The sequence below is a fragment of the Micromonospora sp. U21 genome, from assembly GCF_018070045.1.
GTDB lineage: Bacteria > Actinomycetota > Actinomycetes > Mycobacteriales > Micromonosporaceae > Micromonospora.
Window position 1 is genome coordinate 207,419 of the sequence record NZ_JAGPYK010000007.1, and the last position, 19,176, is coordinate 226,594.

General features: G+C 73.4%; 18 protein-coding genes. 8 read left to right on the forward strand and 10 right to left on the reverse strand.

Annotated elements, in window-relative coordinates; all coding sequences use genetic code 11:
* Nucleotides 1–30 precede the first annotated feature (30 nt).
* The gene (locus KBX63_RS12350; protein WP_210911141.1) at nucleotides 31–636 is read right to left on the reverse strand and encodes a hemerythrin domain-containing protein; all 606 of its coding nucleotides are present in this window, start codon (nucleotides 634–636) and stop codon (nucleotides 31–33) included.
* 181 nt (nucleotides 637–817) lie between these two features.
* On the opposite strand from KBX63_RS12350, the gene KBX63_RS12355 reads away from it, so the two are divergent.
* Nucleotides 818–2,143 (forward strand): FUSC family protein, encoded by a 1,326-nt coding sequence (locus KBX63_RS12355; protein ID WP_210911142.1) that lies wholly within the window; start codon nucleotides 818–820, stop codon nucleotides 2,141–2,143.
* A gap of 9 nt (nucleotides 2,144–2,152) precedes the next feature.
* Here KBX63_RS12355 and KBX63_RS12360 read toward each other — a convergent pair whose 3' ends face one another.
* The 8 genes from KBX63_RS12360 to eccB all read right to left on the reverse strand — a co-directional run bounded on the left by KBX63_RS12360 (nucleotide 2,153) and on the right by eccB (nucleotide 8,968).
* Nucleotides 2,153–2,797 carry a C39 family peptidase gene (locus KBX63_RS12360; protein ID WP_210911143.1) on the reverse strand — a complete coding sequence of 215 codons (645 nt, stop codon included), beginning with the start codon at nucleotides 2,795–2,797 and terminating at the stop codon, nucleotides 2,153–2,155.
* Nucleotides 2,798–3,146: 349 nt separating this feature from the next.
* The gene (locus tag KBX63_RS12365) at nucleotides 3,147–3,554 is read right to left on the reverse strand and encodes a pyridoxamine 5'-phosphate oxidase family protein (protein WP_210911144.1); all 408 of its coding nucleotides are present in this window, start codon (nucleotides 3,552–3,554) and stop codon (nucleotides 3,147–3,149) included.
* A 35-nt stretch (nucleotides 3,555–3,589) separates the two neighbouring features.
* On the reverse strand, nucleotides 3,590–3,931 hold the full coding sequence (locus KBX63_RS12370) for a YkvA family protein (RefSeq protein WP_210911145.1): 342 nt from the start codon (nucleotides 3,929–3,931) through the stop codon (nucleotides 3,590–3,592).
* Between the two features lie 119 nt (nucleotides 3,932–4,050).
* Nucleotides 4,051–4,845, reverse strand: coding sequence for a hypothetical protein (locus KBX63_RS12375; protein WP_210911146.1), 795 nt, complete (start codon nucleotides 4,843–4,845; stop codon nucleotides 4,051–4,053).
* Between the two features lie 292 nt (nucleotides 4,846–5,137).
* On the reverse strand, nucleotides 5,138–5,497 hold the full coding sequence (locus tag KBX63_RS12380) for a hypothetical protein (protein WP_210911147.1): 360 nt from the start codon (nucleotides 5,495–5,497) through the stop codon (nucleotides 5,138–5,140).
* Nucleotides 5,498–5,700: 203 nt separating this feature from the next.
* Nucleotides 5,701–6,993, reverse strand: a complete 1,293-nt coding sequence (locus KBX63_RS12385; protein WP_210911148.1) for a WXG100 family type VII secretion target — start codon at nucleotides 6,991–6,993, stop codon at nucleotides 5,701–5,703.
* Nucleotides 6,986–7,354, reverse strand: coding sequence for a hypothetical protein (locus tag KBX63_RS12390; protein WP_210911149.1), 369 nt, complete (start codon nucleotides 7,352–7,354; stop codon nucleotides 6,986–6,988). The genes KBX63_RS12385 and KBX63_RS12390 overlap by 8 nt, the downstream gene beginning before the upstream one ends.
* Nucleotides 7,355–7,441: 87 nt before the next feature.
* Nucleotides 7,442–8,968, reverse strand: coding sequence for a type VII secretion protein EccB (gene eccB, locus KBX63_RS12395; protein ID WP_210911150.1), 1,527 nt, complete (start codon nucleotides 8,966–8,968; stop codon nucleotides 7,442–7,444).
* A 162-nt stretch (nucleotides 8,969–9,130) separates the two neighbouring features.
* Between eccB and KBX63_RS12400 the strand changes: the two genes are divergently transcribed.
* Nucleotides 9,131–10,318: a type VII secretion protein EccE gene (locus tag KBX63_RS12400; protein ID WP_210911151.1), complete on the forward strand. Its 1,188-nt coding sequence runs from the start codon at nucleotides 9,131–9,133 to the stop codon at nucleotides 10,316–10,318.
* 58 nt (nucleotides 10,319–10,376) lie between these two features.
* Here KBX63_RS12400 and eccD read toward each other — a convergent pair whose 3' ends face one another.
* Entirely contained in the window at nucleotides 10,377–11,774 is a 1,398-nt protein-coding gene (gene eccD / locus KBX63_RS12405) for a type VII secretion integral membrane protein EccD (RefSeq protein ID WP_210911152.1), read from the reverse strand.
* Nucleotides 11,775–11,943: 169 nt separating this feature from the next.
* Here eccD and eccCa point away from each other — a divergent pair, with 169 nt between their 5' ends.
* The 6 genes from eccCa to KBX63_RS12435 all read left to right on the forward strand — a co-directional run bounded on the left by eccCa (nucleotide 11,944) and on the right by KBX63_RS12435 (nucleotide 19,160).
* The gene (gene eccCa, locus KBX63_RS12410) at nucleotides 11,944–15,906 is read left to right on the forward strand and encodes a type VII secretion protein EccCa (RefSeq protein ID WP_210911153.1); all 3,963 of its coding nucleotides are present in this window, start codon (nucleotides 11,944–11,946) and stop codon (nucleotides 15,904–15,906) included.
* Entirely contained in the window at nucleotides 15,903–16,103 is a 201-nt protein-coding gene (locus KBX63_RS12415) for a hypothetical protein (RefSeq protein ID WP_210911154.1), read from the forward strand. Before eccCa ends, KBX63_RS12415 begins: the two co-directional genes overlap by 4 nt.
* Nucleotides 16,104–16,351: 248 nt before the next feature.
* Nucleotides 16,352–16,660, forward strand: coding sequence for a WXG100 family type VII secretion target (locus KBX63_RS12420; protein ID WP_074316322.1), 309 nt, complete (start codon nucleotides 16,352–16,354; stop codon nucleotides 16,658–16,660).
* A 25-nt stretch (nucleotides 16,661–16,685) separates the two neighbouring features.
* Nucleotides 16,686–16,964 (forward strand): WXG100 family type VII secretion target, encoded by a 279-nt coding sequence (locus KBX63_RS12425; protein ID WP_074316323.1) that lies wholly within the window; start codon nucleotides 16,686–16,688, stop codon nucleotides 16,962–16,964.
* Nucleotides 16,965–17,047: 83 nt separating this feature from the next.
* Nucleotides 17,048–18,556 carry a S8 family serine peptidase gene (locus tag KBX63_RS12430; RefSeq protein ID WP_210911155.1) on the forward strand — a complete coding sequence of 503 codons (1,509 nt, stop codon included), beginning with the start codon at nucleotides 17,048–17,050 and terminating at the stop codon, nucleotides 18,554–18,556.
* Between the two features lie 37 nt (nucleotides 18,557–18,593).
* Nucleotides 18,594–19,160, forward strand: a complete 567-nt coding sequence (locus KBX63_RS12435; RefSeq protein ID WP_210911156.1) for a WXG100 family type VII secretion target — start codon at nucleotides 18,594–18,596, stop codon at nucleotides 19,158–19,160.
* Nucleotides 19,161–19,176: the final 16 nt, after the last annotated feature.

A 19,176-nucleotide genomic window follows, 5' to 3' on the forward strand; every position in this document is an offset into this window, starting at 1 on the left:
ATGGTCGAGAGGTGGGCGCCCGGCGATGGGTCAGTGCTGGTGCTTCTCGCGCAGCTCGCTCATCGAGGTCGGCCGGCCGCTCAGCGCGTCGCGCAGCCGGTCCACCAGGCCGGTGCCGGGAGCGAGCAGCTTGTTCGCCGGCGGGTGGTCCGGCGCGCGCGGGTGCGGGCGGGTCGGTGCGATCTCCTTGACCGCCGTCACCTTGTCGGCCAGCTCAATCAGCTCCTCCCGGGCGGTCGCCGCGCGCAGTCGGGGGAAGAGCTCGTTCTCCTCGTCCCGTACGTGGTGTCGGATGGTGCTGGTCAGGTGGGCGAGCAGCTCGTCAAAGCGGGGGTCGGACGGGTCGACGGACTCCAGCTCCTTCATCGTCCGCTCGGCGTCGGCGTGTTCGGAGATCTCGTGTTCGGCGATCTCGTCGCCGTCGGGTAGCACCTTGCGTGCGGTCGGATAGACGTACGCCTCCTCGGCCACCGAGTGGCGGACGAGCTCGGCGATCACCACGTCGACGAGCTGGCGACGGTACTCGGGGGTGCCCTGCCGGGTTTCCAGTTCGACGAAGAGTGTCTCGACCTCACGGTGGTCGGCGACCAGGATGTCGACGACATCCTGGTCCTCGTTGGTCTGCGGGTTGGTCATCTCACGGCCCCTTACCGGTTGCGGATCGGTGGGTGTGTGCGGCCTGGTACCCCGCAACCATTCGACAAACCCACACCCGCCGATGGATTCACCTGCGATGTCGCGACTGTCGGCGATTGCGGCTGGTGCTGGTGGGGCAGATGGGAGCGATTGTCGCCCTGACGTCGGGGTAACCGTCGCCATGGCCGATGACCGCCCACCAGTCCAGAGCGACCGGTCGCGGCTCAACGAGGCTGCCGAGCGGAGCGGCCAGGCTGTCGAGCGGGTACGGCACCGCGGCGGGCAGGCCGGCCGGATCCGAGCCCGGCAGTGGGAGATCACCCTGGTGATCGCCATCCAGGCCGGACTGGCTGCGGCGCTCGCCGCCCTGATCGCCCAACACCTGCTCGGCCCCGGAGCGCACGTCTTCGCCCCCGCCGCCGCCGTCGGTACGATCGCCACCGCCATCGGGCAACGGGCCCGCCGCACCTTCGAGCTGCTGGGCGGGGTGGGAATCGGTATCACCATCGGCGACACGCTGCGCTTCCTGCTCGGCTCTGGTCCGTGGCAGACCGGCGCGGTGGTCGCCCTGGCCATCGCCAGCGCGTTGCTGGTTGCCGGCCGAGGCGGTGCTCTGGTCGGTCAGGCCGGCGGTACCGCCGTGCTGATCGCCACGTTGGCCCCGATGGATCGCGGCCTGGAGCTGCCCCGGATCTTCGACGCACTGGTCGGCGGAGTGGTCGGCCTGGTGGTGGTCGCGCTGCTGTTGCCGATCAATCCGTTGCGTGTGCTCGACCGGGCCGTGGCGCCGATCGTCACGGCCCTCGGAGAGCAGCTCGCCGAACTGGCACAGGCGCTGCGGGAGCGCGACGCCGACCGGGCGGTGCGGATCCTGGAGCGGCTGCGCGGCACGGAAGGCGACCTGGGTCGGCTGCACGAGTCGCTCAGCGGGGCGGAGGAGGTGGTGACGATCGCGCCGGCCCGCTGGCACCGGCGTCAGCAGTTCCGCCAGTACGCCCGCGGCGCGGAGCACCTGGAGCGGTTGACGCTGGACAGCCGGGCGCTGGCCCGCTGGTCGGCGACCGCCCTCCAGTACGACGAGCCGATCCCGGAGGAGTTGCCGGAGGCGGTGGCCCGGTTGGGTCAGGCCGTGACGGAGATGCGCTCCGAGTGCCGGCTCGGCAGAGACCCCGAGCGCACCCGCGAGCTGATCGAGCAGTGCGCTGACCTGGCCGGCCGAGCCGCCGCGACCGGAGTGCAATCGTTCGCCGACGCGCTCATCACAGACCTGCGCACCATGTGCAGCGACCTGCTCCGGGCCGCCGGCTCTGAGCCGGACGACGCCAACCGGATGGTGCGCAAGGCGGCCGGCGCCGGCGAGGCGGCGATCCACCCGCCCGCGCGGCGACGCCTGCACAGGGCCCGGCCGACCCGGGCGGCCCGGGCCCGACGGCGGTCGCACCTCGCCTCCCGCAACCGTGACAATGAGCGGGCCGGCCTCCCCGACAGGGGGAGACCGGCCCGGTGAACGGCAGGGTCAGGAGGAGTAGCCCCGCTCGGCGATCCAGTTGGCGACCTTCGGCAGGCTCATCCAGTACTCGCCCAGCGCCGGGTCGGCCGGGTCGGCGATCCGGATCATGTCCCCACCGTCGCGGTAGCCAACGAGGGCCAGGTAGTGGCCGCCCTCGTACGAGTGCGGGTTGCCGTCGGTGTCCACGGTCGTGCCCTTGATGTTGGCCACCACCGGACGGCCGGCGTCCACCGCGGCCAGCACGTCCCGGCGCAGCTGCTCGACCTGCTCGGGGCGGGCCACCGAGTCACGGATCTCCGTGGTCCGGTACTTGCCGCCGGTCAGCTCGTTGAGCACGCGGGTGGTGTCCAGGGCCGAGGGGGTGCCCGCCTCGGTGGTGCCGAGCAGCTTGGCCACCTCGTCCTGCGAGAGCGCCTTGCCCTGTGCGGACAGGGCGATGCGGGTGGCGGCCGGCCCGCAGTAGTAGAAGTTCGGCTGGGCCTGATAGTCGATGCCGAGGATCCGCTCGGCGGAACGGTCGCTCTGGCTCGCCGTGGTCGGTGCGCCCTGCACCGGGGCGGCCTGCGCGGACACGGCGGGGCCGAGGGCACAACCGCAGGCGACCAGCATGCCGGCGACGGACAGACCGCTCTTCTGGACGATCGGATTCATGGTCGAGTCTCCGTTCGGGGGTTGGCGCCTCCGAGTCGCGGAGGGCGGCAGCACCGGGAATGGCGCTCGGCTCAGCAGGGGCGACGACCCGTGGCCGTCTCGGCCAGGCCGTACCGGGGATGTAACGGCCCTGCTCCGGCGGGCATTCCGCCGCCGGCTGCCCGGCACGGCCGTCGCGTACGGGTGCATCGGCTGCCGGTCGGGCGGGATCCCGGGGGCGTCATGCCGTCGCGCACGACTCACCGCCACCCGGAGGTGACGCGGAGCGGTAAACGGTCTTCAGGGCATGAAACGGTCATCGGGCGGCTTTGCGCAGACCGACGAGGAATGACTGATCAGATTCGGCGGTTCAGAGGCTGCCCAGCAGGCCGGTCACGGTGATCTCGATGACCACCCGCTCCGGATTGGGGCGCGGGGTCCGATACCGCTCGGCATAGCGGCGCTCCGCCTCCGCGACAGCGGCCCGGTCCGAGCGGAGCACCGCCCGACCCTCGATGGTCAGCCAGCGCCGGCCGTCCACGTGGCAGACGGCCACCGGGATGCCCGCCGCGCCTGCGGCAGCCACGTGCCGGGCCTTGCGAGATGTGGCGGAGGTGATCACCCGGGCCAGCCCGGCCGCCGGGTCGAGGGTGACCCCGACCGGCACCACGTGCGGGGTGCCGTCGGCGCGCACGGTGGTCAGCGTCGCGAGGTGCCGTTCCCCGCAGAACGCGGCAACGCGCTCGTCGCGTACGTCCAATCGGTGATCGCCCGCCATGACCGTCCGTCCCCCGTCTGCCGACCCGGCCACGATCATGGCACGGAGCGGCGGACCCGGTCCGGGTCCGGTGGCGAGTCCGGTTGCCCGGGCAGCCGGCGGCCGGCCGCCCGGCGCTGGTGCACCAGCCGGGTCAGGTAGATCAACGCGCCCGCCAGAACGCCCATGTCGTCCAGGTAGATCGGGTCCGGAAGCAGGTCGACCGGGAAGATCGTGTAGATCAGCGCCCCGTAGAAGGCGACCTTGCCGCCCGCGCCGAGCCCGGTCAGCAGCCGTCGGGTCCGCACCACCCGCACCGCCAGCACCACCGCGCCGACCAGTGTGGCGATCGCCAGAATGCCGGCGATCACCACGAGGACCCACGCCTGTCGGGACATGCCGTCACGCTAGCCCACCGAAGCCCACAAGGCCCGCTGACGGGGACCGGCACGCGGCCCGATCCGGTCGTCCGGCCCGGAACGTTCCGCCGGGCGGCGGGTCACGTCGTGGCGAGCGGTCAGAACGCGGGTACCGCCGCGCGGCCGCGGGCGACCACCTGGTTCTCCCGGGTCTGCCCGACCGACGGGACAACCTCGCTCAGCGGCAGCACCGAGGCCGACTCCGCAACCCGCCGCCCGGTGGCCGCGTGGGCCTCCTCCCGTAGGCTGCGCGCCGCCGCCACGGTGAGCTCGGCGGCGCGCCACGCAGCCTGCTCCCGCTTCCCCGCAGCGGTGTGCCGGGCCGCCAGATTGTCCCGGATCGCCCGCTGCAACACCAGCTCCTGCTCGACCGGGTGCAGCCGCGGGTCCCAGCCGTCGCGGTGCGCGAAGACGTCACTGAGCTGCTCCACCGACAACTCCCGCCGCCAGTACGCGTCCAGCGCTGCCCGGTGCAGGTAGCGCTCGCGGTCGACGTACTCGGCCGGGGTCCGGGCGGTGTGCGGCAGCGGCATCGCGGCGGCGGCGCTGAGTCGCCGGACGGCCGCCGCGGCGGTCTCGTAGGCCTGCCAGGCGGACTCGACCTCCTCCTGCGCGGCGACCCACTCCGCCCGGCGGCGCTGGGCGGTGGTGGTGGCCCGCTCGGCGGCCACCGCGACCTCCTGCGCGTAGCGACTCTGCTCCCGTTCCTCCTGCGCCTGCTCGAGCTGGCTGGGCATGGCCGCGCGGCGGATCCGAGCACCCGGATCGAAGCGGAGCCGGCCGGGCCGCACCAGCAGGGCGGCGACGGTGACAGCGACCACCCCGAGCAGGCTCAGCCAGATGGCGGCGGCCCGGGGCACGTCGGGCAGGACAGCGGAGAGGACGGTCTGCATGATCAGCACCTCACGGTCGAACGACGGGTATCGACGGGTGGCAGCGGACGGGTGTTTCGACAGCATCGGCGTCGGTGCAGGGACCGCCGCCGGTGCGGCCGACGCCAGGTGGTCGCGATCGACGGCCGGACCGCGCCTCGGGCGTCACCGCTGGCGGTGCCCGCTCGGCTGGTCACCATCCGGTGATCTCCAGCCGGTGCGGCGACGTGTCACGCCGATGCCGGCATCGGAAGCGCCTGGAGGATGAGCCGGACCGGGCCGCCCGGATCGCCGGGCCGGTGGTCGGCCGAGGTCAGCGAGTGGGCGGGCCGCGCAGGAGCGGGATACCACGCCCGGGCTCATCGGCCGGCGCGTGCTCCGGACCCGCAGTGACCGGGCCGGTCGTCGCGGCGGTGTCGACAGTGCTGACGGGCCGGGACGCGGCCGGCTGGCCGGCCCGCTGGGTGGCCGGGACGGCATCGGGTCGGAGCGATTCCACGCGGCTGCTCACGACGCTGGGGCGCAGCTGCGTCGGTGCCGGGGGCGGGGTCGCGGCGAGGGCGCCGCCGAGGCCGACCGCGAGCACCAGCGCGGTGACCGCCAGTCGGGTCAGCTCCCGCAGTGACCGCAGCACGGCCCAGCGGGCTGGGCGGACGGACGCTGCGGAGGACACCCGACCAACCTAACGCCCGCCCCGCCGCGGTGCAGCTCGGCAACGGCCCGTTCGGGCGTGACCGTCGCCACGATGCGCACTGTGGACGGAGGTGTCGGGCACCCGAAACGGCGGTGATCCCCGCCGGATCGGGTCCGGCAGGGGTCACCACGGCACGTGCGTGCGGCACCGCCGACAGGCAGGGTGCCGGTAGCGGACGGGAGTCAGTCGGCGGTGCCGAGCACCGACGGCGGAGCCTCTCCGCCGTCCCCCCACACCATCTCGTCCTCCGTCAGCCAGGTCATCCGCTCGTCGGACTCGTCGGACTCCGGCCGGCCGTGCCCGCCGAGCACGCCCGGGCGGTTGGCTCCACTGCCGCCTGCCGCGCCCTGCCGACCGGCTGCCGCCGAGCGGCCGGTGGACTCGGCGGCGCGGCGACCGTCCATGCTGCGCCCGACTCCGCTGGCGGCGCGGTTCTCGGCCGCCGCCGCACCACCGGTCGCTCGGACCGGGGTGGTGGGCGTGCTGCCCGAACCGGCGAGGGCGGCGGTGCGCAGCACCCCGCCGGCCGGTGCCCCACCCTGCCCTCCGAAGAGCAGACCCGGCCCGGCGCCGGCGCTGGCGGCCGCGGTGGTCGGCCCGGACAGGCCGGCCAGCCCGGCGGCGCCGCCGGCCAGCAGCGCACCGCCGACCACCGGTTCAGCACCGGCGAGGGAGGTGGTGAAGCCACCCTCGCCGCCGCCCGGGCCGGTGGCAACGGCCGGCGTGCCGCCGGTGGCAGCGCCGTCCTGGCCGGTGCCGGACCCGTCGCCGGCGACCGGGGGCGGCGCAACGCCGTCGGGCGTCGCGATGGTCGCGCCACCGGTGTGCGCGGTGCTCTGGGTGGCGGTGGGCGCGGCGCTCGGCGTGGTGGTGGCCGGGACGCTGCGTGGCGTCGGCGTGTCGTCGCTGGTGGTCTTGGGCGTGTCCGGGTGGGGCGGGGGCGGGTTGACCACCCGGTCGTAGGCGGAGAGGTCGTAACCGGCGGCCAGCTCGGCCACCACGTTGACCATCCGCTGGTGGGCCTTCTCCTGCTCTTGCTTGTCCTGCTGGTGACCCATGATGCCCCCGACGACCGCGCCGGGCAGGCCGAAGGCGGCGCCCTTGAGCGCCCCGGAGACCGCCTTGTCGTTGTCGTCGGTCTCGTCTGGGCTCTCGGCCTGCTTGTGCGCGGTGCGCAACTGGCCGGCCATCATGGTCAGGGCCTGCTTGACGCCGGCCATCCCGTCGCCGAGCGCCTCGGCGTGGTCGACGATCAGCATCAGCCGCCGCTGGAACTCCCGGCCTGCCGAGCCCGTCCACGTGTTGCCGAGCTTCTCGAGGTCACCGCTCAGCTCCCGGCCGAGCCCGTCGAGGATGCCCTTGAGAGCAGCCCACTGCGCGGCCACGCCGTCGATCTGCTCAGGCTTGCCGGCCATCACGGCGTCGTACAGCTGCTGGTGGCTGTTGCCCTGGTAGCGCTGGGTGTACTCAGACACGCCCGTCCCCCTTCGGCTGCAACGCCCGGTCGACGCCGGTCAGCGCGGCGCTGATGTCGGTGGCGTTGGCCGCGTTACGCGCCTCGGCGGTGCGGTAGTTGGTCAGGATCATGCTCGTCGCCTGCTGCGCGGCCTGCACCGCATGCCGGAGCCGCTCGGCCTGGTCGACATAGGACTGATGGACCTCGCTGTAGCGGCGCGCGTTGTGGGTGGCGTCGGTGAACGAGCCCAACGCCGGGGGGCTGCACTGCATCTCGGTGTTGAGCTTGCGCAGCACCGACTCGGCCTGACCCAGCCGCGCAGCCAGGTGCTTGTGGAAGTCCTCAAGGGACAGCAGGTCGACTTCCGTACGCCCGGTCATGGCAACATCCCCGTCGTTCTGGTTGACAACCGTCAGCGACCTCAGGTTAGTCCACCAGTGCGATCCGGTGCGACCCGTCCGGGCCGCTCAGTCGTCGGCTCCGATCGATGCCGTGGGCACGCCACCGCCCGTCCCGCCGGTCCCCGGAGTGCCGCTGGCCGAGGTGGACGGCGTCGGCGCCGGTGCCGACGTGTCCGACGGTGCGCCGCCGGGCGAGAAGTAGGTCGTCGCGTCCTCCCGGCTCAGGGTGGGCCCGGTCGGGATCAGTGCGAGCAGCGAGCCGGGCACCGCCAGTGGGGTGACCCCGCCGTAGCCGAGCACGGCCAGCGTCTCGCCCGACCCGAGCGGGTACCGGACGCCCTGCGGGCTGATCAGGTAGACCGTCGACCCGGCGGCACCGGATCCACTGGTCCCGGCGCCGGGCGCGGCCTGGGCGAGCACCCCCTTGCCGCCGGGCAGCAGCACGGCCTCGGCCGTGCGCACCGCGTCCCGGCCGGTCTGCCGCGCCGGCACCGGGCCCGGCTCGCTCGCGGTCAGCTCGGCCGGTGCCCGGTCGAAGACCTCCACGGTGGTGGTCGGCGGACCGCCCGCGCTGCCCGCCCGGTACGTCGCGCAGAGCAGCGTCTGCCCGGACCGGGCCGGGTACAGGGTGGGCAACGTCTGCGGCAGCCCCTCCTCGTCCACCCGCTGGTCCGTGAAGAGCCGGCCAACCTGATCCGGCGTGATGTCGGTGATCTGACCGCCTCCGCTGATCAGAAGCAGGGCGGTGATCTCAGAAATTGAGACGAGCCCCTCCCGGGCGAGCACGTAGTGCTGCCCGGCCGCCCGGAAGACCTGACCGATGTTGGCCGGCTTACCGGCCACGTTCAACCCGCTGCGGTCGCCCTGGCCGGACAGTGACGGCTTACGCAACGGCGGCCCGGCCGGTACGGCGTTGAGCAGTTGCTGCCCGACCGGCAGCGCTGCCGTCCCGGTCATCCGCAGCGCCGCGATCGCCTGGTCGCCGCCGAGCACCTGGAGGCGGGCGTTGCCGGTGAGCAGGTGCCGCTGACCGTCCACGGTGACCAGCACCGCGCGGTCGCCCAGTGGGGTGCCGCCGGGCAGCGCCCGATCGATGACCACCCGGGTGGTGGAGTGGCGCGGGTCGGCCGGGTCGGGCACGTCGCAGACCGACCACGGCAGGCCGGTCAGCGACTTGCGGTCCGGCAAGGCGTCCGGGGCGCCGACGATGCCCACCGTGCGGCCGCGCGGCCGGTCCCGCAGCGACGCCTGGGACATCGTGCGCACCGCGGGATCCGCCTCGTTCAGGATCAATCGAGCCGACGTGTAGTTGAGCGTCGGGTGCAGCTGCCCCTGCACGAACACGTACGTCGCGCCGGTCTCCCGCTCGATGACCAGCGTGTTCTCTTCCAGCGGCGCGGTGTTTCCGGTCAACTGGCCGTAGGCGCCGACCCCGCCGAGCACCACGGCCGCGGCGATCACACTGCCGAAGACGGCCATGCCGAGCCGTCGCATGGGCAGGTTCGTGGTCTCCGGATCGCCCGACAGCAACGCGGAGACGATCCGGCGGGTGACGAAGCGGTACGCCTGCACCTGATCGCGGCGGGTCCGCATGACTTACCTCCGGCGGGGTGGATCCGCGACGATCAGGGTCGGGGTGCCGTCGCGGGCTTCCCTACGATAAGGGGCCGACGGCGGGTCCTTGGGACCACCGCCCGTGGCCGGCGCCGGACCGACCCGGCGTGGAGCCGTACCGTGCAGGAGGGACAGTCACCGATGACGCAGGTCCAGGCGCGACCCGCCCGAGTGGCCACGAACCCGTCCGACGTCCCGGCGCGGGCGACGCCGCCGGCCGACCGTCCCGGCCGGGGACGGGTCGGCCCGGTGCTGGTCGGGCAGCTCGTCGTGCTGGAGTTGTGCGCGGTCGCCGTCTGGGTCGCCGGGGCCGGGCCCAGCTGGCTGCTCGCCGCGGTGGGCACGGCGGCGGCGCTGATCGTTCTGGCCGTGTTCGCCCGCCGGGGTGGCCGCTGGTGGTTCGAGGACCTGCTGCTGCGTCGGCGGCTGCGGCGGCGCGGCGAACGCGCGGCGGCGGCGCTGGCCGGCGGCGCGGCGTCGGACCCGCGCCTGGCCGCGCTCGCCCCCGAGTTGAGCGTCATCGAGCTGACCGACCGGGGCACCCGGCTGGGCATCGGGCAGGACGACCAGGGCTGGTTCGCAGCGGTAGCGCTGCAGCCCACCACCGGCGCGGTGGTCGGTTCGGTGGAGGCGTCGACGGTCGACCAGGCGCTGCGGGTGCTCGCGGACTTCGCCGCACCGGTCTCCCGGGCTCAGGTCGTCGCGCACACCCTGGTCTGGTACCCGGCGCCGGGTGCGCCACCGGCGGCGCACCGGACCGTGTGGGTCGCACTGCGGCTCACCGTCCGCGACGCGCGGGTCGAGGCGGTGAGCCGCGGCGGCGGGCTGCCCGGCGTACACCGGACGCTGGCCGCCGGGATCGGCCGGCTGGGCAAGGCGCTGACCGCCGCCGGGCTGGCCCACCGGCCACTGGGCCGTGACGAGTTGCGCGCCGCCGTGGTCTCGGCCGCCGGGCTGGACCTGGTGCCGGAGCCACCGGCGGAAACCTGGCAGGGGCTGCGCGGCGGCGGTTGGACGCATCGCTGTCTGGCGCTGCGGGGCCGGTCGGACACCCCGCTCGGCCCGCTGGTGGACGCGATCACCGCGACCTCCGCCCCGTCGCACACGGTGGCCGCGGCGGTGTCGCCGGACGGTCGGTTGGCGGCGCCGCTGCTGCGTGTCGCGGCGATGGACAACCACGTCGAGGCGCTGGTCAAGGTCGTCCGGGACATCGCGCAGCGGGCTGGCACGCCGGCCCGCCCGGTGGACGGGCAGCACGGCCCGGGCGTCTACGCCAGCGCGCCGGTGGCCGCTGCGCTGGGCGCCTCCGTCCGTCCGCAACCGCGCTGACCGCCCGCCCGCCGACCAGCCGTCCGGCTCGCTGGTCCGCGGGCGGGCAAGCCTTCGGTCAGGGCCGCAGGTTGACGATCCAGTCGTACAGGCCGCACACCCAGACGGCGAGCGGAACCAGCGCGATGATCAGCATGATCTCGACGATGTCGAGCAGTCGGCCCCAGACCGGGGAGATGGGCTTGCCGGCCACGGTCAGCCCGTAGATCAGGCTGATCACCGCGGCGAGCAGCAGCCCGCCGAGGATCAGGCCGAGTCGGACCGGCAGGGACCCGCTGGCGAAGGTGGCCGCAGCGGTCAGGCCGAGCCCGACGGTGCCGGTGAGCAGCACCGGGGTGCGCTGGGCCCGACCCAGGAGCGGACGGGCCCGCAGCAGCGAGAGCAGGGCCAGCACCAGGCAGAGCAGCACCGCCGGGAGGCGTCCGTCCAGGGCCAGCACCAGCTGCGCGCCGAGCACCAGCAGCGACACCGTCCACAGCAGACCGGTGAGAAACTCGTCGGCGCGCTCGCTCTGCTGGAGCACCTGCCGGCCGTCGACCGACTCGCTGTCGGTCTTCAGGTCCTCCGGACCGGTCGGGATCGACGGCACCGGCAGCCGGGCCAGCCGGTAGGCCACCATCGGCAGCGCCGGCACCACGCCGAACGCGACTGCCGCCACCACCGCCGCCGAGCCCGACGCATCCATGTCGAACGCCAGGCAGAGCAGCGCGCCCAGACCGATCGCGGCGCCCACGCCGAGCGCAGCGAAGAAGAGCGGGTAGCGGTCGCCGACGGCCAGCGAGGCGACCGCCGCGGTGATCACCACGGCGTTGGCCGCGAGCAGGACGTGCGGGCTGGCCAGGTCCGTCAGCGGTCGATCGCCGGCGAGCAGCAGCAGGCCGCCGGTGCCGGCGTGCACCAGACCCACGATGGCCAGCACGGCGCCGGTCCTGCTGTCACCGGCGGCCCGGGACAGCACCGCCGCGCCGACCAGCAGCGCCACCGCCACCAGCAGGGCGGCCAGAGCGCCGGGCAGGTGCGGCGGGCCGGCGAAGAGCGCCGCCAGCGCGCCGGCGCCGAGCGCCGCCGCGGCGAACAACACCGCGAAGGACCGGGTCGCGCCGACCTGCCAGGCGCCCGGGCGCTGGTTGGTGGCGGTGGCGACCGCGTCCACGACGTCGTCGAAGACGACCTCCGGGGCGGCGGCGGACCGGGGGTTGAAGTAGAGCACCTCGCCGTCGCGGACGCCGAGCTGCCCGGCGGTACGCCCACCGTCCAGGGGCGCACCGCCCAACCGGGACAGTGCCCACCCGCCGTGCCGCACCCCCTCGTCCGCCAGGTCCTCCCCGGCGTAGCGGAGCAGGGTGGGGAGCAGGTCGGCCATCGGCACGTCCGACGGCAGGGCCAGATCCATCCGGGTACGGGGAGCCACGATGGTGATCCGGCTCAGACCACCGGTCGCCGTCTTCGTTGCCACAGTGGCCTCCTGGTGTCCTTCTACGATCAGCTGGCCCGCGGTGCCGCGCGGTGCGGGTCCACCGCGCCCACGGGAGATTACCTACGATGGCGGGCACGTACGATGCCCACCCGCGGACTTCGGTCCGCGACGGCAGGTCGTTGAGGCCGCTTCTGGGGAGGAGACAGCCGTGAGCACGGTGGTGTTCCGCCGGCTCCCGCGTCAGCCGGGGCCGGCCTTGCCGCGCGGTGAGGTGCTGCTGGAGTCCCCACCCGAGCTGCCCGAGCCGACGCCCCGCGGGATGGGGCAGCTACTCATGATCCTGCCGATGGTCTGCGGCGTCGGTGCGATGGCCTTCCTCTACGCCGGCCGGGGCGGCGGCATGATGACGTACGTCGCCGGCGGCCTGTTCGGCGTCTCGATGCTCGGGATGGCGATCGGGTCGCTGAGCAACGGTGGCAACGACAAGGCAGAGCTGAACGCCGATCGCCGCGACTACATGCGCTACCTCGCCCAGATGCGCAAGCGCACCCGGCGCGCGGCGGGGCAGCAGCGGGCGGCGATGGCCTGGCGGCACCCAGAGCCCGACGCGCTCTGGTCGATCGCCGCGTCCCGGCGGCTCTGGGAGCGCCGGATCACCGAGGACGACTTCGGCGAGACCCGGATCGCGCTCGGCCCTCAGCGGCTGGCGGTGGAGATCGTCCCGCCGGAGACGAAGCCGGTCGAGGACCTGGAGCCGATGAGCGCCATCGCGCTGCGCCGCTTCGTCCGGGCCCACTCGACCGTGCCCGAACTGCCGACCGCGCTGTCGGTGCGTGCGTTCAGCCGGGTGGTGCTGCGCGGCGACCGGGAGCCGGTGCTCGACCTGGCCCGGGCGGCGTTGGGCCAGCTGGCCACCTTCCACGCCCCGGACGACCTGGTGATCGCGGTGGTCGCCGCGCCCGACCGGCAGTCGGCCTGGGGTTGGGTCAAGTGGCTGCCGCACGCCCACCACAGTGGGCGCACGGACGCCGCCGGCGCCCGGAGGCTGGTCTTCGCCAGCCTGGCCGAGGCCGAGGAATCACTGGCCGGGGAGTTGGCCGGGCGCCCCCGGTTCGCGCCCGAGGCCAAGCCGCTGACCACCGCGCCGCACGTCGTCGTGGTGGTCGACGGCGGTGAGATCGCGCCGACCTGCCAGCTGGTGGGTCAGGGGCTGCTCGGCGCCACGCTGATCGACCTGTCCGGGACGGTGCCGCGCGACGCCGGGCGCTGGCTGCTCTGCCTCGACGTGGGCGACGGGAGCAACCTCGAGCTGGTCCGGGGCAGCTCGTCGTCGCGGCTGGGTCGACCCGACCGGCTCAGCGCCGACGCCGCCGAGGGGCTGGCCCGGCAGATCGCTCCCTACCGGCTCTCCCAGCAGCAGGCCAGCAACGAGGAGCCGCTGGCCCGCAGCATGGAGCTACCGGACCTGCTCGGCGTGGGCGACGCCGCGGCCGTGGACGTGCACCAGACCTGGCGTCCGCGCGGTCACCGGGACCGGCTGCGCATCCCGCTCGGCGTCGGTCCGGACGGCAACGTGGTCGAGCTGGACTTCAAGGAGTCGGCGCACGAGGGCATGGGCCCGCACGGTCTGGTGATCGGCGCGACCGGGTCCGGCAAGAGCGAGCTGCTCCGTACGGTGGTGGCCGCGCTGGCGGTGACGCACTCGTCGGAGGAGCTGAACTTCGTCCTGGTGGACTTCAAGGGTGGCGCGACGTTCGCCTCACTGGAGGCGCTGCCGCACACCAGCGCCGTGATCACCAACCTGGCCGACGAGCTGCCGCTGGTCGACCGGATGCGCGACGCGCTCGCGGGCGAGATGGTGCGCCGACAGGAGCTGCTGCGGGCGGCCGGCAACTACGTCTCCCGCTTCGAGTACGAGAAGGCCCGGGCGGCCGGCGAACCGCTGGCGCCGATGCCCAGCCTGCTGATCATCTGTGACGAGTTCAGCGAGCTGCTCGCCGCCAAGCCCGACTTCATCGACCTGTTCGTGATGATCGGCCGGCTGGGCCGCTCGCTCGGCGTCCACCTGCTGCTGGCCAGCCAGCGGCTGGAGGAGGGCAAGCTGCGCGGCCTGGACACCCACCTGTCGTACCGGATCGGTCTGCGCACCTTCTCCGCAGTGGAGAGCCGGATCGTGCTCGGCGTGCCGGACGCGTACGAGCTGCCGAACGCGCCGGGCCATGGCTACCTGAAGACGGACACCAGCACGATGCTGCGGTTCCGGGCCGCGTACGTGTCGGGGCCGTACCGGGCGCCGGGGCAGCAGCCGTCCGCGTCACAGGCCCTGGTGCAGCGCCGGATCGTGCCGTACGGCGTCGACTTCATGCCGGCGCAGACCCCGCAGCTGCCGGTGGACACCGCGCCGGAGCCGGAGCAGCCGGCCGACGGCAAGGCCGTGGCGATGCTCGACGTGCTGATCGACCAGCTCAAGGGCCGGGGCCGGCCGGCGCACCAGGTGTGGCTGCCGCCACTGGCCGACCCGCCGAGCCTCGGTGAGCTGCTCGGCCAGCTTGCCGTCGACCCGACGTACGGGCTGTGCACCGCGTCCTGGCCGGGCCGTGGACGGCTCACCGTGCCGGTCGGCGTGGTGGACCGCCCGTACGAGCAGCGCCGTGACCCGATGATGGTGGAGCTGGCCGGCGCCGGCGGCAACGTGGTGATCGTCGGCCGCTCACTCAGCGGCAAGAGCACGATGCTGCGCTCGCTGCTCGCCTCGCTGGCGCTCACGCACACCCCGCGCGAGGTGCAGTTCTTCTGTCTGGACTTCGGCGGTGGCGCGCTGCGCAGCCTGGAGCGGCTGCCGCACATGGCCGGCGTGGCCGGCCGGCGGGACGTCGAGGCGGTGCGCCGTACGGTGGCCGAGGTGGTCGCCGTCCTGGACGACCGGGAGACGCGCTTCGCCCAGCACGGCATCGACTCGGTGGCGAGTTACCGCCGCCGCCGGGCCGCCGGCGAGTTCGCCGACGACCCGTTCGGCGACGTGTTCCTGGTGGTGGACGGCTGGAACACGCTGCGCCAGGAGTACGAGGAGCTGGAGCAGACGATCACCACGCTGGCCAACCGGGGCCTCGGTTTCGGCGTGCACGTGGTGCTCACCGCGGTGCGGTGGGCGGAGATCCGGATCAACATGCGGGACCTGCTCGGCACCAAGCTGGAGCTGCGCCTGGGTGACGCGTCGGAGTCCGAGATCGACCGCCGCGCGGCGATGAACGTGCCGGAGAAGGCACCCGGTCGCGGCCTGACCCGCGACAAGCTGCACTTCCTCACCGCCATCTCGCGGATCGACGGCCGCCGGGACATCGAGGACCTGAGCGAGGCGTCGATCGCCCTGGCCGGGCACGTGGCGGCCAACTGGCCGGGCCGGCCGGCGCCGAAGGTGCGGCTGCTGCCGCGCCGGCTGCCCGTGGCCGAGCTGGCCCGGATCATCGACCGGTCGGCGCCCGGCCTGCCGATCGGCGTCAACGAGTCGGCGCTCGCGCCGGTCTACCTGGACCTGGCCAACGAGCCGCACCTGACGGTCTTCGGCGACGCCGAGTGCGGCAAGACCAACCTGCTGCGGCTGATCGCCCGGGGCATCACCGAGCGGTACACGCCCGCGCAGGCCCGGCTGGTGATCGCCGATTACCGGCGTGGGCTGCTGGGCGCGGTGGAGGGCGACCACCTGTTGGACTACGCCCCGTCCAACCAGGCGTTCGCCCAGGGCCTCGGCTCGATCCGCAGCGCGCTGACCAACCGGTTGCCCGGCCCGGACGTCACCACCGCCCAGCTGCGTGACCGTAGCTGGTGGAAGGGTCCGGACCTGTACATCCTGGTGGACGACTACGACCTGGTGGCGTCCGGAGGCAGCAATCCGCTCAGCGCCCTGCAGGAGCTGCTGCCGCAGGCCCGCGACATCGGCCTGCACCTGATCATCACGCGTCGGGTCGGCGGGGTGTCCCGGGCGCTCTACGAGCCGGTGCTGCAACGGCTGCGCGAGCTGGACTCACCCGGCCTGCTGATGTCCGGCAACCGGGAGGAGGGTGCGGTCTTCGGCACGTTGCGACCGAGCCCGCAGCCACCCGGCCGGGGCACTCTCGTCCGCCGTCGGGACGGCCAGCAGCTGATCCAGACCGCCTGGTCCGAGCCGTCGTGACGAGGGTCGGCCCGGGCCGGGTCGTTCCGGTCGACGGCAGTGGGCTGTCCTCCACCACCGTCGCCGGCGGCTTCCGGGGCGACGAGCGGCTCGCGGCCGTGTCGGATTTCCGTCCCGGTCGGGCCGCCGCGGGCACGGACCCCGACATCGGGGGTCTCAGCACCGACCAGGCCACGGGAGGTTCGGCCGACCACTGACCACCGGGACGGCGGCGGCGATGCCGCAGGTGCTGGTGGTCAGCGTGGCGATGCACGTCCGGTCATACTCCAGAACCGCGTGACCCGATTCACCACTATCCATCGAAGGCGGCCGGTCAGGGCTGCGCGGGCTGGACTGGTTCCGCTACGGTCTTCACTGGAGTGTCCGTCGGTGGGGTGTTGCTGCCTTGCCGCGGGGGAGGGGCGCGGCAAAGCCGCCGCCACAACATGACGGAAGGGTGTGAAGCATGGCGTTCGAGGTCGAAGCTGCGACTCTGCATACCGCCGCGAGTGACGTGCGGTCCACGCGCAGCGAGGTCGACGGCGAGCTGAAGAAGCTGTGGAACGTAGTCGACGACCTGGCCATGGCGTGGAAGGGTCAGGCGTCCACTGGCTTCCAGTCGCTCATGCAGCGCTGGAACGAGGACACCGTCAACCTGCTGACGGCGATGGACAGCATCGCTGACCTGCTCGACAAGTCGGGTACGACGCACCAGGTCAACGACGAAGAGCAGCAGCAGATGCTGGACAAGTTCCACTCTGCTCTCAACCCGTGATCCGTAGTTAGCAGAGGAGGAAATCGTGACGATCAAGGTTGACTACGCGGTCCTCGAGAGCAGCAACCAGCAGATGCAGGCCATCTCGAAGACCATCGACGAAAAGCTGGACACGCTGCGGTCGATGCTGTCCAAGCTCCAGTGGGACGGCGAGGACCGGGCGGCCTACGAGCAGCACCAGGCGAAGTGGGACTCGTCGGTCCGGGACATCAACCGGATCCTGAATGAGATCGGCGGCGCCGTCGGCATCGCCCGCGAGAACTACGTCTCCACCGAGATGAGCAACGCCAAGGTGTGGGGCTGAGACAATCACCGGTGCGGCTCCGGTCCGGTTCGACCGGACCGGAGCCGCATTGCGTTGGCGTCGACACAGGTTCTGGGAGAGCGATGGGTACGGGGAAGTCTTACCGTTCGGCGCGGGTCACCGCCGCGGCCGTGCTGGCGTTGTGTGCCGCGATGGCGTCCGGCGTGGTCCCGGCACCCGCCCACGCCGCCGATACGGTCCGCGGCCTGCAGTGGTATCTCGACTCGCTGAAGATCCCCCAGGCACACAAGATCACCCAGGGCAAGGGAGTGGTGGTCGCCGTCATCGACTCCGGTGTGGACCCATCGCACCCTGACCTGCGCGGTCAGGTGCTGCCGGGGCATGGGGTGAATGCTGCCGCCGCTCCGGACGGGCGCCGCGACGACGACGCGGAGTCCGGGCACGGCACCTCGATGGCGGGCATCATCGCCGGCCGCGGTGGGAGCACGACGCGGGAGTTGGGCATCGCGCCGGCCGCGAAGATCCTCCCGGTCTCCATGGGGCCCCGCGCGGCCAGCATCGACATGGTCCTCGCGATCCGCTGGGCGGCGGACGCGGGCGCGGACGTCATCAACATCTCCTACGGTGGCGACCCGGCTCGACCCGACCCGGACCTGACGGACGCCGTCAAGTACGCGTTGGGCAAGGACGCGGTGGTGGTCGTCTCCGCCGGAAACATCGAGGAGGGCGACCGGCAGGTCACCCTTCCGGCCAACATCCCCGGCGTGATCGCCGTCTCGGGGCTGAACAAGCGCGGTAGCTTCTTCGCCGGCTCGGTGCAGGGCCCGGAGATCGTGCTCGCCGCACCCATGGAGAGCATCATCGGGCCGGCGCCCAAGGCGGTCTCGCCGAACGGCTACACGGTGGCCAGCGGCACCAGCTCGGCGGCCGCCATCCTCTCCGGGGTGGCGGCGCTGGTCCGAGCCAAGTATCCGAACCTCGACGCGGCCAACGTCATCAACCGGCTGGTCAAGACCGCTCGCGACGCCGGGCCGGCCGGTCGCGACCCGCAGTTCGGCTTCGGTGCGGTCGACCCGCTCGCCGCACTGACCCGCTCGGTGCCGGCGGTGACGGCCAACCCGCTGCTGGGCACGGCGGCCGGCTCGACCCGGCCCGGTGGTGCCGCCCGGCCCGGCGACGATGACGGCCCGGCGGTCGAGTTCGGGGTCAGCAACAGGGCCGGCGCCATCGTCCAGGTGGGGCTCTGCCTGGCCGTGCCGATTGTCGCGCTGGTCATCCTGCTGGTGGTGCTGCGGCGTCGCAAGCGGCGCGCGCCGGCGGCCGTCACCGGCCCACCGGGGCCGCCGCCTGGTTGGCCCGCGGGTCCGCCCGGCTGGCCGCCGCCAGCGGGTCAGGCCCCACCTCAATACTCCGGCCCGGGCTACGGTCCGCCGCCGGGCCAGCCCGCGCCGGGGTATCCGCCGCCGGGGTATCCGCCGGCTCAGGCCACGCCGGGCTATCCGCCGGCCGGTCAACCCGCGCCGGGCTACCCGCCGGCTCCGGCCGCGCCGGCACCACCGTCGGGCGGGCCCGGTTGGCCGGGTGCCGGCCCGGGGCAGGCTCCACCGCCATCCAGCCCACAGCAGCAGTGAGCGCGGACCACCAGTCAGGTTTTCGGGGAGGGGACCGATGACGGACGACACGACCAAGCAGCCGGAACGGTTCGAGGCAGACAACATCTACATCCCGGTCCCGGTGGGCGCGGTGCCGACGCCGGGTCTGGCAGTGACCGGCTTCGAGATCGACAACGTCAACCACGCTGCGACGCCGGAGGGTCTGGTCACCGCGCCCGGCGAGGCGGGCGTCAAGACCGAGTGGGATGCGACCAGCCTGGACTCGGCCATCACCTGGCTGGAGACTCACGCGGCATACCTGAACAAGCTCTCCTACGACATGGTCGACATCCAGGACCTGATGGGCGGTGCGGCCGCCGGCGCGGCGGCCGGGGCGGCCGGGGGCCCGGCGAGTCCGCTCGGCGGCTTCGACTGGGCCGGCCGTTTGGCAGCCAAGCACCAGGGGCTCTACCAGGGCACCGAGAGCGGCGTCCAGCGGCTCTCCCAGAGCCTGTACGACGCGGCGGAGGCACTGCGTCAGGTGAAGGAGAACTACGAGACGGCGGAGCATGCCAACGCGATGTCCGCCGCCGACATGCAGCGGGTCTTCGGCGACGTGGCCGGCAACGGCGACGGTCGCTAGAACGGGGAGGACGGCG